This window comes from Metaclostridioides mangenotii, from assembly GCF_017873185.1.
GTDB classification, from domain to species: domain Bacteria; phylum Bacillota; class Clostridia; order Peptostreptococcales; family Peptostreptococcaceae; genus Metaclostridioides; species Metaclostridioides mangenotii.
Genome location: NZ_JAGGJX010000001.1, coordinates 359,642 through 371,873 on the forward strand (window position 1 = coordinate 359,642; position 12,232 = coordinate 371,873).

The window sequence follows — 12,232 nt, forward strand, 5'->3', positions numbered from 1 at the left end:
GGAGATGTTAAAATGTACAGTTTCAAAAATGATTATAGTGAAACAGCACATCCAAAAGTATTACAGAGAATAATAGATACAAATATGGTTCAAGCTGAAGGATATGGTCTTGATGAATTTAGTTTTGAGGCAATTGATACTATCAAAGCTAAACTTAAAGACAATAGTGTTGACGTTCACTTTATAAGTGGGGGAACACAAACAAATCTTCTTGCTACAGCTGCTTTTTTAAGAGCCCATGAAGCTGTTATTTCAGCGGAAAGTGGACATATTGTAGGTAGTGAAACTGGTGCAATAGAAGCTACTGGACATAAAATATATACAGTTCCAACTACAGATGGTAAATTGACTTCTGATATGGTTAAAAGTGTGTTTAATACACATAGTCACACTAATTTTTCACCATATCCTCGTCTAGTTTTCATATCTAATCCAACTGAAGTAGGAACAGTTTATGATAAAAATGAACTAAAAACTCTTCATGATTGTTGTAAAGAGCTTGGAATATATCTGTATGTCGATGGTGCGAGATTAGGTTGTGCGATAGCTTTAGATAGTGTTGATTTAAGTTTTGAAGATATGCCAAAGGTTTGTGATGCATTTTACATAGGTGGTACAAAAAATGGTGCAATGTTTGGAGAGGCCTTAGTTATCAATAATGATAATCTTAAAGGTCATTTTAGATGGCATCTAAAACAAAGAGGTGGGCTTTTAGCAAAGACTAGAGCTATGTCAACACAGTTTACAGAACTTATGAGTAATAATCTTTATGAAGATCTTGCAAGTCATGCAAATGAAATGTCTAACATATTAAGAGAAGGTATTATAAAAGCAGGATATTCATTTGGAGTAGATTCTCCTACAAATCAAACATTCGCTGAGATACCTAATGATGTACTTAAGGAGCTAGAGAAGAAATACATATATACACCTTGGGATGTAGTTGATGAAAATACAATGCTAGTTCGTTTTATAACTTCTTGGGCTACTTCTAAAGAAAAGGTTGAAGAGTTTGTTAAAGACATATTAGCTATAAAAGTTAACAAATAATTAAAATTAATAATAACTTTAAATATAAAGCTTTTTATAGGATAATCAAATGTATTATTTGTTATTATCTTATAAAGGGCTTTTTTTATTTCGATTTTGTCATTAAAGACAATATCTAGATATCTCAAATAGGCTGGAATTCCCGCTTATATGTATGCCAAAAAATGATTATAACTTCGATATGGAGATGCGATAAGTCAGGCTTACAAACTTTTTTAAATAAAAAACATAAATAAAGAAACTTTTGATTACTCTATGATATCAAAATTATCACAGATGAAAGAAGGAAATCAGAATTTCGAGTCAGCATTAGCAGTTTTATATGAAAGATTATAGCATTAGCATGTACAGGAATATCTATTATTGGTATTGATAAAAACTTAAATGAAATTACAGATATTCCTGTAATAGATCAAGTTTATGCTGAAGCAATTGCTATTAATTCTGTTATGTGAATTTAATGATAGAATTAAAAAATAGATATAATTTAAATTTAAAGGGATTAACTATGATAAAACATTGGCTATTCCCTTTAAACTTAAAAATCCATATATTAATTTTTTAAAAAGTTTAGGAAATTTTGAAGTATTTTTGCAGTCATTCCCCAAATTATATAATTATCGTACTTATAAAAGAGTATCGATGATTTACCTTTTTGGAATTTGTAATCTTTTTTATATGGTAAATCGCTGTAAGGCATATTGCCAGAAGGTATGATTTCCACATCGCTTGTGTATTCTTTTGGCGGATTTTCTAAAAGGTATTTAATCGGAACTAAAAAAGTGTGATCAACTTCATCTTTATTTATATTGAAATTATCTATATCGTTTAGATATCCTAAAAAAGGATGGATAATATAGTTGAAAGACGTGATAAGTAAATCCATTTCAGAAATTATCTCAATGTTATCTTTAGCTGTTCCAAGTTCTTCATATGTTTCTCTAATTACGGCCTCATAAGGTGTTTCGCCAGGATCGATTTTACCTCCTGGAAAAGAAATCTCACCAGGTTGGTGATTCAAGTTTCCTGATCTGAGTTCAAATAATATATGGTGTTCACCATCTTTTCTTACAATAGGTATTAAAACTGAAGCACGTTTCATTTCATCAGCACCGTTTATATACGGTTTGTAATCTTTAAACATGCTTTTTAAATCGTCTATCATGTCATCCTCCATTTGTTATTAACTAAGTCTACTATAAATAGTATACATTATGAGAGAGTTAATTATAAGTTAATTAATAGAATATTAGATAATTCTTTAAATCTCAAGTATTATTGCTAACTACCTTTATAAATATAATTATGGTAATAAGGGAAAAGAAACAAGAGAAAATATTGATAAGAATTTAAATAAAATGCTTAATAAACTTAATGATTTGGAAAAGGATCATAGGAATTATAGTTAATGGAACTGTAGTTAAAATAGTAAAGATAGAAAAAAATGATTAAAATTGTAATATAAATATAATTGTAGTATAATAAAATTGTAAAATAAAATATTGTTGGGGAGCTTGTTTGCTGAGAGGAGATTACATCTCGACCCTATGAACCTGTATGGATAATGCCAACGTAGGGAGTGCTAAAGAGTTTAGAGGTCTTATCGTATTGGTAAGGCCTTTTTTGTTTATCTTTAGAAGCTTTATTAAACAAAATTATTACCTAGTAGAGTTACATAATTAAAAATAAAATCAAAGCTAGGTAAAATTATTAATTATACTATAAGGAGTGAGTTATATGGTAATAGCAGACATAGCAGTAATGCCATTAAGACCTTTCGAAGGTGAAGAGGAAATGTACAAAGTAGTTGACGCTTGTATCGAACTTATTGAGAACAGTGGACTAAAATGTGAGGTAGGAGCAATGAGCACTACAATAGAAGGTGACTTCGATGAGGTATTTGAGATTATAAAAAAAGCTCATAAAATACCATTTGAATTAGGATGTGAAAGAGTTATAACAATAGCAAGAGTAGATGAGAAAGCTGGAGGCCTAACAATAGATGACAAACTTAGAAACCATAGAAAAGGTGAAGAATAGTCTTTATCCTATATTGACGTTTTTATTTATAATTATCTTCTGGCAATTAACAGTTGAATTTTTAGAAATTCCCCAATATATTTTACCAACACCAATAGATATAGTAAAAGTATTTTTTATAGATTATCAAAATTTATATATGCACGCTACAGTGACTATTTTTGAGGCGGTAATCGGATTTATTGTATCGATAACTCTATCTCTGATTATAGGTGTATTGATGGATTTTGTGGGCATAGTAAAAAAATGCCTGTATCCTCTTACACTTGTAACTCAGATGATACCTACAATAACAATCGCACCTCTTCTTATGATTTGGTTTGGATTTGGAACAATGCCTAAAGTATTAATGGTAACACTTACTTGTTTCTTTCCAATTCTAATCAGTTTTGTAGATGGAATAGAAAATATAGATAGAGATTATTTGAATCTTTTCAAGACGATGAAAGCTGGAAAGTTGAGCACTTTTATACATCTTAAATTTCCAATGTCTTTGGACAAACTTTTTTCAGGACTTAAGATTTCTTCTACTTACGCCGTTATGGCTGCAACAGTAGCTGAATGGCTTGGAGGAACTAAGGGCCTTGGAGTGTATATGGTTAGATCGAAAAGTGCATATGCTTTAGATAAGGTGTTTGCATCGACGATATTAGTAGTTATTTTTAGTTTAATATTCGTAGGAATTATTCAGATGATAAGAAAAATTGTATTTAAGCATAGATTATCAAATTAAGTTGAAATACTGATATTTTGAAGAGAAAATTAGTACTATAAAATATTTAAAAAGTTATATCTATTTTAGTAAATTATTATGGAGGGTACTATGAAACTAAAAAAATTAGGGATACTGGGTTTAGTAGGTTTATTTACATTAGGTACAGTTACAGGATGTTCTTCAAATGGAAACAAAGATAAAGAGGCTTCAAAAGGAGATAAATTACAGAAAGTTACTGTAGTTTTAGACTGGACTCCTAATACTAATCACACAGGACTTTATGCAGCTTTAGACAAAGGTTATTATAAAGAGCAGGGATTAGATGTAACAATTGAGCAGCCTCCAGAAAGTGGTGCAGATACTTTGGTTGCAACTGGAAAAGCCGATTTTGCTGTAAGCTATCAAGAGCAAGTTACTTATGCTAAGACTAGTGAAGATCCACTTCCAATAAAAGCAGTAGCTACTATTATACAGCACAATACATCAGGATTTAGTTCTCCAAAAGAGAAGAATATAACTACTGCAAAAGACTTTGAAGGAAAAAGCTACGGAGGATGGGGATCACCATCTGAAGAAGCAGTATTCAAAGCTGTTATGAAGAAAGATAACGCAGATTTTAATAAATTAAAAATAGTTAATACTGGTCAAGATGATTTCTTTGCTGCAATGAAGACAGTAGACTTTGCATGGATATTTGAGGGATGGGATGTAGCTAAAGCTCAGATTATGAACTACGACCTAAACTTTATACCTGTTAGAGATCTTGATGAGAGACTTGATTACTATACGCCAATATTAATAACTAACGAAAACTTGATAGAGAAAGATCCTGAATTAGTTAAGAAGTTCTTAAAAGCTACAACTCAAGGATATGAGTATTGTGTAGAAGATCCAAAAGGCGCAGCCAATATATTAGTAAAACATGCTCCAGAAACTGATAAGGAACTAGCCGTTAAGAGCCAAGAGTATTTAACTGACAAATATATCGATGATGCACCTAGATGGGGAGAAATGAAGGACAGTGTATGGAATAACTACACATCTTTCTTAAAAGAATACAAACTAATTGATAAGGATATGAAGGCAAGTGATGCTTACACAAATGAATTCTTACCAACAAAATAAAAAACTTAAAATATCAGTAGAAAATGTGTCTAAAGATTACGATGGAAGTGAAATTTTACACGATATAAATTTAAAGGTATATGAAGGTGAATTTATATCTATACTAGGTCCAAGTGGTTGTGGTAAAAGTACTATATTTAATATGATAACCAATCTAACAAGCTGCGATGCTGGGAATATTGATGTAGATGGTGAATACAGTTATATGTATCAGAAGGATTTACTTTTACCTTACAAAAATATTATCGACAATGTGTCACTTCCTTTAATTCTAAAAAAAGAAAAGAAGAGCATTGCGAGGGATAAAGTAAAATCTTACTTTGATACTTTTGGAATAGCTGGTTATGAATACAAATATCCTAGTGAACTTTCCGGTGGTATGAAGCAAAGAGCTAATTTCTTAAGAACTTATATAAATTCTGAAGATATTATGTTGTTAGACGAACCCTTTGGATCACTAGATTCTATAACGAGAAATTCTATGCAGAAGTGGCTTTTAAATTTAAAGGACAAGGTTAACTCAACAATTGTCCTTATAACGCACGATATCGATGAAGCTATAATGCTTTCAAACAGAATTTACGTAATATCAGATAAACCATCTACTGTAAAGAAAGAGTTTTTTATAGATAAAGAAATTTATAATGAAAAAAATCTAGAAAATATAGCAGATTTAAGAGAAGAAATTTTAAACTTGTTGTAAATATATATTAAATAATGGATATTAAGGAGGTAAAACTTTAATATCCATTATTTTTATTTAGAAGATTATAAAGGGGATAAAGTTTATGAATCCGCATCCGCATATTCTGTTTATGAAGGGAACTTATGTTATTAATATCTGTATAAATATACAAATTTAATAAAATGTTATTATAACATTTTTGGCCCCTTTAAACATAATAAAATATTTATGTTATAATTATTTTAGGTTTCAAAATTAAATTTAGTTAAATTGTTGAATTTATGAAAGGGGGTAGATCATGAAAATTGATAGAAATCGTCTTACACCTATGATGAGACAGTATTTTGACGTAAAAGAGAGATATGCAGACTGCATATTGTTTTTTAGATTGGGAGACTTTTATGAAATGTTCTTCGAAGATGCGATTATAGCTTCCAAAGTCTTAGAGATTGCTTTGACGGGAAAATCATGCGGACTAGATGAAAGAGCTCCGATGTGTGGAATTCCATATCATGCAGTTGATGCTTATATAACAAAACTTATAGAGAATGGATACAAGGTGGCTATAGGAGAACAGTTAGAAGACCCAGCAACTACTAAGGGAATTGTTAAGAGAGATGTTATAAGGGTAATTACTCCAGGAACAGTGCTTGAAGGGAGTTTACTAGATAATAAAAAAAACAACTACCTCTTATCTATATATAAAGACGGAGAAGATGTAGGTTTAACTTATGTCGATATAAGTACAGGGGAAACGAATGCAACGTATCTACCAAGTAGCAAGGTTGTTGAAGAAATAGCCAAAATTGGACCTACAGAGATCATTGTAAATGATTTAGATTTTATAGATGAACTGAGAAATATAGCTACGATAAACAATATATACATAAATGAAAATTTCAACAAAGATTATCTGGATGAAAGCATTATAGGTAAGTATTTTAGCAAAGACTATATCAAAAAAATTGTATTTGATAAAAAAGGGCTTATTAAATTTAGCCTTTCTATAATACTTAATTATATATACAACACTCAGAAACAGATAACTTCAAATATAAACAGCGTTAATGTATATAATTCTCAGGAATACATGGTACTGGATGTTTTCACAAGAACTAATCTAGAGCTTACTCAGACTATTAGAGGTAGCAAAAAGAAAGGTTCATTGCTTCATGTACTTGATAAGACATCTACTGCTATGGGAGGGAGACTACTTAGGAAATACGTAGAAGAACCACTGATCAGAAAAGATAAAATAGAAAATAGACTAGATGTTATTGAAGAAATAAAAAATGATTTCTCTTTAAGAGAAGACCTAAACTATATTCTTAAAAATATATACGATATAGAGAGAATTTGCGGTAAAATTGCCTTTGAAAAAGTAACTCCTAAAGAGATGATAAACCTCAAAAACTCTGTGGAAAAACTACCGGAGTTAATAAGTACAGTTAATTCTTCAGAGGCGTTGAAATTAAAAAAATACTCTGGAAATATGGACAAGCTGGATGACTTATACAACTTAATCGAAGAATCCATATTAGAGGAACCATCATTAACAATAAAGGACGGAAATATTATAAAGTCGGAGTTTAATGATGAGTTGGATGAGCTTAGAAATATCTCTAAAAACGGCGCATTTATGATTAAAGAAGTTGAAAATAGAGAGAGAGAAAAAACAGGAGTTAGGTCTTTAAAAATCGGATTTAATAAGGTGTTTGGTTACTATATAGAGATAACTAAGGCTAACTTTGAAAATGCTAAGATAGATGACACTTATATAAGAAAACAGACTTTAAGCAATGCTGAGAGATATATTACACCAGAACTAAAGGAAATTGAAGAAAAGATATTAAATGCAGAAGATAAGATAAAAAATCTAGAGTACGAAATCTTTATTAATATTAGAAACGCTATTTATAAAAATATAGATAGAATTCAAAAGGTTGCAAATACAATAGCAAATATAGATGTTTTTGTATCTATGGCAACTGTAGCGCACCATAACAATTATGTAAAGCCTAATATTAATACTGAGGACAGATTAGACATAAAAAACGGAAGACATCCAGTTATTGAAAATATAGTTGGAGAGGAAAATTTCGTTCCAAATGATACTTACCTAAACTCTGGTGAAAATATAATAAATATAATAACCGGTCCTAATATGTCGGGTAAATCTACTTATATGAGACAAAGTGCAATTATATCGTTGATGGCACATATAGGTTCGTTTGTACCCGCAGATTACGCTGATATACCTATTATGGATAGAATTTTTACTCGTGTAGGGGCTAGTGACGACTTATCTCAAGGACAGTCTACATTTATGGTTGAGATGACAGAGGTTTCATTGATACTACAAAATGCTACTGAAAAAAGTTTGGTTATACTAGACGAAATCGGTAGGGGTACAAGTACTTATGATGGAATAAGTTTAGCTTGGTCAATAGTTGAATATATACAAAATAATATAAAGTGCAAAACTTTATTTGCAACGCATTATCACGAACTAACTGATTTAGAAAATGAATTTGAAGATGTTAAAAACTACTCTATAGCTGTAAAAGAAGATGGCGATACTATAATATTTCTAAGAAAAATAATACCTCAAGGTGCTGACAAGAGTTATGGAATATACGTAGCTGAGCTTGCAAAACTTCCGTCTAAAGTAATAAATAGAGCAAAAGATATACTAAAGGACTTAGAGCAAAATCATATATACAATGCAAGTGCTCTTAATAGTATAGCAATTACGTCTGATAATAGTTCTGAAGTAGAGAATAAGAACGAACCATTAAAAACTGACAATAAACCTGATGCAGATACATTTGATCAAATGGAAAGAGAGCTTGAGAAGATAAATAACAATAATGTTAAGATTCAGTACGATTCATTAAAGAAAGAGTACGACATGCTTCTTAAAGAAACTAAACAACTTAAGAAAAACTCATCAAAAGAACAGAGTCAGGCGCAGATATCATTTGATAATATTGATAAAGATGATGAGTTAGCTAAAGAAATTTCAGCTCTTGATATACTAAATATGACTCCGCTAGATGCAATGTCAGCTCTTTATAATCTTCAAAAGAAAGCAAAGGAAATCAGTTCATAGGAGGGATTATATAATGAATAGAATCAATATCCTAGATGATATAACTATAAATAAAATAGCAGCAGGTGAAGTTGTCGAAAGACCTTCATCTGTTTTAAAAGAGCTCGTTGAAAACTCTATAGATGCAAATTCAACAAAGATCGCAATAGAGATAATAGATGGAGGCAAAGAATCTATAAAGATAGTTGACAATGGAGATGGAATTGCTTCAAGTGAGGTAGAAAAATGTTTTTTAAGACATGCTACTAGTAAAATAAAGAATATAGAAGATCTTTATGAAATATATTCACTTGGATTTAGAGGTGAAGCGATGTCATCTATATCATCAGTTTCTAAACTTGAAATGATAACTAAATCCAAGGATGAGCCTGTAGGAACAAAAATAGTAGTCGAAGGTGGGAAGATCGTATCTAAAGAGCCAATAGGCACTCCAAATGGAACTACAATTATTATTAAGGATTTATTTTTTAATACTCCAGCTAGAAAGAAGTTCTTAAAGTCTACTCATACTGAAACGATAAATATAAGCGATTGGATAAATAAGCTTGCTATTGGAAATCCAAATATACAGTTTAAGTATGTAAATAACGGCAGAAGCATGTTAAATACTCCAGGAGATGGAAATTTAATAAGTGCTATAAGAAGTATTTATGGTAAAGAAGTATCAGACAATTTAATAGAAATGGATTTTGAATCGAGATACTTTAAAGTAAATGGATATATAAGCAACAATAATTTATACAGATCCAATAAAAACTTACAACATATATACATTAACAATAGATTTGTAAAGAGCAAAGTCGTGATAAATGCTCTTGCAGAAGGATATAAGTCTATAATACCAATAGGTAAACATGCTGTATGTTTTTTAAATGTATATGTAGATCCTGCAAAAGTAGATGTTAATATACATCCAAACAAATTAGAAGTTAAATTTGAAAGAGAACACGAAATATATATCGAACTTAGAGACTATATTCAACAGAGATTGTTAAGTTCTAACTTAATAGGAAAATACACAACTTACAGCAGCAAAAAATCACTGCGTGTAGCTGATGCCAATCCTTCTAACTTAAAACCTTATAGTGAGAAAGCAAGTGTTGTAAATGAAACTAGACAAAATAGCTTTAACAATAGTGAGAATAATATAAATCAAAATACAATGTCTCACAGGAGCTTTGGCTATAGTAAAGATGTAAATATTGATAAAAATCAAGATAACAATATATTTAGTGAAATTAGAGAATCTGAGGAAGCTTTTAGAGTAAATGTCGATAAAAAGAACGAAAATATCGAACCTATTACTATAAATGAATCACATATAAGCGAATTTCAGTCTGTAAGTGAGATTCTTAATTCTGCTAATGTAGAAGATTTACTTGAAAAAAATCAGGAAGAAAAACCTGAAAATATTCAAGGAGAATTTACTAATCAGAGCAGTATAAAATTTATAGATGAAGATGATAATGAAGTTAAACATCAAGATGGAGAATTCAGTTTAAATCTAAATGATTATACTGTTATTGGTGTACTTTTTAGAACATATATAATCTTAGAAAAAGGTGAATCTATGTTTTTATTAGACCAACATGCTGCTCATGAAAGAATTCTATTTGAAAGATACATGGAGAAGTTCTACAGACAAGATATAAATATGCAAATTCTATTAGATCCAATAGTTATGGAGGTTTCTAGTGTGGATATGCTTCACATAGAAGAAAACCTAGATCTATTTATGAAATTTGGATTTGAAGTTGAGATATTTGGAAACAATCATGTTATGGTAAGAAGTGTGCCTACAATATTTGGATCTCCAGAGACAGAGAAATTTATACTTCAAATTATAGATAATCTTGAGGATATAAAAAACAATTACGACTTAAAAGTCGAGAGATTTGCTACAATGGCATGTAGATCGGCAATAAAAGCGCATGACAAGATATATGATATAGAAATAAAAAGCTTGTTCGATCAACTTGAAAAATGCAACAATCCATTTACTTGCCCTCATGGACGTCCGGTAATTGTTGAGATTTCAAATTATGAGATAGAAAAAATGTTTAAGAGGGTAATGTAAGAAAAGTCAATAAATTCGAGAACATTAAGAGACTCAGTAAAAAATGAAAATCTATAAAAAAAGAAAAAAAGATATAATCGAAATAAATTAGTATTTTATTAGAGAGGAAAATTATGAATAAGATACCTATAATAATACTTACAGGTCCTACTGCTGTTGGAAAAACAGATCTTTCAATTGAACTTGCAAAAGCTTTAGATGCAGAGATTATCTCAGCTGATTCAATGCAGTTATATGAATATATGGATATTGGAAGCGCGAAGGTTAGCAAAGAGGAAATGGACGGTGTAAAGCACTACATGATAGATGAAGTCAAGCCTGACTATCCATTTTCAGTATCAGAGTTTCAACAGAGGTCGAAAAAGTATATTGAAGATATACACAAAAGAGGAAAAAAAGTCATAGTAACTGGTGGTACAGGCCTTTATTTAAATTCTTTAATCTATGAAATGGATTTTGGAAAATCGAAGGCAAATACAGAACTTAGGGATAAACTTCAACTTGAGTTAGATGAAAAAGGCTCTGATTATATGCACGATAAGCTTAGAGATCTAAATGAAGATGCTGCAAATAGAATCCATAAGAATAACACAAAAAGAGTGATGAGAGCATTAGAAGTAGAGCTAAATGGTGAAAAAATGAACGATTTTTCCAAAGATCTTAAGTTCAATGAAAATTACTACCCAATAATTGTTATATTAAATAGGGATAGGGGAAATTTATATAATAGAATTAACCTAAGAGTAGATATTATGCTTCAAAATGGATTGATAGATGAAGTGAAAGGCATTTTAGATATGGGCTACAATAAAGATCTTATATCTATGCAGGGTATAGGCTACAAAGAGATACTTAAATACCTTGATGGCGAATACACATATGAAGAAGCTGTTGAGATAATAAAAAGAGACTCCAGAAAGTATGCAAAACGTCAAATTACTTGGTTTAAGAGATATAAAGATGCTCCGTGGTTTGATGTTGAAAAACTCAATAGCGAAGAGTTAAAAAAAGAAATATTGCAATATATTGAAAAAATGCTTTATATTATGTAGAATGATAGAGATGAGATATTTATAGTTTTTAATTATTTTATAGGGGGTAAATATGATGAGAAATACAGTTCTTAATTTGCAAGACCTATTTTTAAACACATCTAGAAAAGAAAAAATAGCGGTTACAGTTTACATGCTTGATGGATCAAGTCTAGATGGGGTTGTTAAAGGATTTGATAGTTATATTGTTTTATTAGAAAAAAGTGATAAATCTCAGCAGATGATATACAAACATGCAATAGCTAGTATCAAGCCAAGTAAATATATTGGACTAGGAAACAATAATCAAAATAAATAATGAGTAATAATAAAAGCAGATAAAAGCTATTTAAACTAGAAGCTTTTATCTGCTTTAGTTATTATTAAACTAATAGAC

Annotated in this window: 10 protein-coding genes and 1 riboswitch; of the genes, 9 read left to right on the plus strand and 1 reads right to left on the minus strand. The window is 30.2% G+C overall.

Annotated features, from left to right (window positions below; all coding sequences use genetic code 11):
* Positions 1-12 precede the first annotated feature (12 nt).
* Positions 13-1,050: a threonine aldolase family protein gene (locus J2Z43_RS01750; protein WP_209455576.1), complete on the plus strand. Its 1,038-nt coding sequence runs from the start codon at positions 13-15 to the stop codon at positions 1,048-1,050.
* Between the two features lie 553 nt (positions 1,051-1,603).
* Here J2Z43_RS01750 and J2Z43_RS01755 read toward each other — a convergent pair.
* Positions 1,604-2,215 carry an NUDIX hydrolase gene (locus J2Z43_RS01755; protein ID WP_209455577.1) on the minus strand — a complete coding sequence of 204 codons (612 nt, stop codon included), beginning with the start codon at positions 2,213-2,215 and terminating at the stop codon, positions 1,604-1,606.
* Between the two features lie 331 nt (positions 2,216-2,546).
* A riboswitch (TPP riboswitch) is annotated at positions 2,547-2,646 on the plus strand.
* Positions 2,647-2,787: 141 nt separating this feature from the next.
* Here J2Z43_RS01755 and J2Z43_RS01760 point away from each other — a divergent pair.
* The 8 genes from J2Z43_RS01760 to hfq all read left to right on the plus strand — a co-directional run bounded on the left by J2Z43_RS01760 (position 2,788) and on the right by hfq (position 12,154).
* Positions 2,788-3,090, plus strand: a complete 303-nt coding sequence (locus J2Z43_RS01760) for an MTH1187 family thiamine-binding protein (protein WP_209455578.1) — start codon at positions 2,788-2,790, stop codon at positions 3,088-3,090.
* A complete protein-coding gene (locus J2Z43_RS01765) occupies positions 3,053-3,823 on the plus strand; it encodes an ABC transporter permease (RefSeq protein ID WP_209455579.1) in 771 nt (256 codons plus the stop codon). Before J2Z43_RS01760 ends, J2Z43_RS01765 begins: the two co-directional genes overlap by 38 nt.
* A gap of 90 nt (positions 3,824-3,913) precedes the next feature.
* Positions 3,914-4,930, plus strand: coding sequence for an ABC transporter substrate-binding protein (locus J2Z43_RS01770; RefSeq protein WP_209455580.1), 1,017 nt, complete (start codon positions 3,914-3,916; stop codon positions 4,928-4,930).
* Positions 4,896-5,633, plus strand: a complete 738-nt coding sequence (locus J2Z43_RS01775) for an ABC transporter ATP-binding protein (RefSeq protein WP_209455581.1) — start codon at positions 4,896-4,898, stop codon at positions 5,631-5,633. Before J2Z43_RS01770 ends, J2Z43_RS01775 begins: the two co-directional genes overlap by 35 nt.
* 280 nt (positions 5,634-5,913) lie before the next feature.
* Positions 5,914-8,727 (plus strand): DNA mismatch repair protein MutS, encoded by a 2,814-nt coding sequence (gene mutS / locus J2Z43_RS01780; protein WP_209455582.1) that lies wholly within the window; start codon positions 5,914-5,916, stop codon positions 8,725-8,727.
* A gap of 10 nt (positions 8,728-8,737) precedes the next feature.
* Positions 8,738-10,804, plus strand: coding sequence for a DNA mismatch repair endonuclease MutL (gene mutL / locus J2Z43_RS01785; RefSeq protein WP_209456344.1), 2,067 nt, complete (start codon positions 8,738-8,740; stop codon positions 10,802-10,804).
* A 113-nt stretch (positions 10,805-10,917) separates the two neighbouring features.
* Positions 10,918-11,856, plus strand: a complete 939-nt coding sequence (gene miaA / locus J2Z43_RS01790; RefSeq protein ID WP_209455583.1) for a tRNA (adenosine(37)-N6)-dimethylallyltransferase MiaA — start codon at positions 10,918-10,920, stop codon at positions 11,854-11,856.
* Between the two features lie 55 nt (positions 11,857-11,911).
* Positions 11,912-12,154, plus strand: coding sequence for an RNA chaperone Hfq (gene hfq, locus J2Z43_RS01795; RefSeq protein ID WP_024622356.1), 243 nt, complete (start codon positions 11,912-11,914; stop codon positions 12,152-12,154).
* Positions 12,155-12,232: the final 78 nt, after the last annotated feature.

Excerpts from the sequence above, each read along its gene's own strand:
- miaA (WP_209455583.1), top strand. The coding sequence starts at position 10,918 with ATGAATAAGATACCTATAATAATACTTACAGGTCCTACTGCTGTTGGA.
- J2Z43_RS01765 (WP_209455579.1), top strand. The coding sequence starts at position 3,053 with ATGACAAACTTAGAAACCATAGAAAAGGTGAAGAATAGTCTTTATCCT.
- mutS (WP_209455582.1), top strand. The coding sequence starts at position 5,914 with ATGAAAATTGATAGAAATCGTCTTACACCTATGATGAGACAGTATTTT.
- J2Z43_RS01770 (WP_209455580.1), top strand. The coding sequence starts at position 3,914 with ATGAAACTAAAAAAATTAGGGATACTGGGTTTAGTAGGTTTATTTACA.
- J2Z43_RS01755 (WP_209455577.1), bottom strand. The coding sequence starts at position 2,215 with ATGATAGACGATTTAAAAAGCATGTTTAAAGATTACAAACCGTATATA.
- J2Z43_RS01775 (WP_209455581.1), top strand. The coding sequence starts at position 4,896 with ATGCTTACACAAATGAATTCTTACCAACAAAATAAAAAACTTAAAATA.
- hfq (WP_024622356.1), top strand. The coding sequence starts at position 11,912 with ATGAGAAATACAGTTCTTAATTTGCAAGACCTATTTTTAAACACATCT.
- J2Z43_RS01760 (WP_209455578.1), top strand. The coding sequence starts at position 2,788 with ATGGTAATAGCAGACATAGCAGTAATGCCATTAAGACCTTTCGAAGGT.
- J2Z43_RS01750 (WP_209455576.1), top strand. The coding sequence starts at position 13 with ATGTACAGTTTCAAAAATGATTATAGTGAAACAGCACATCCAAAAGTA.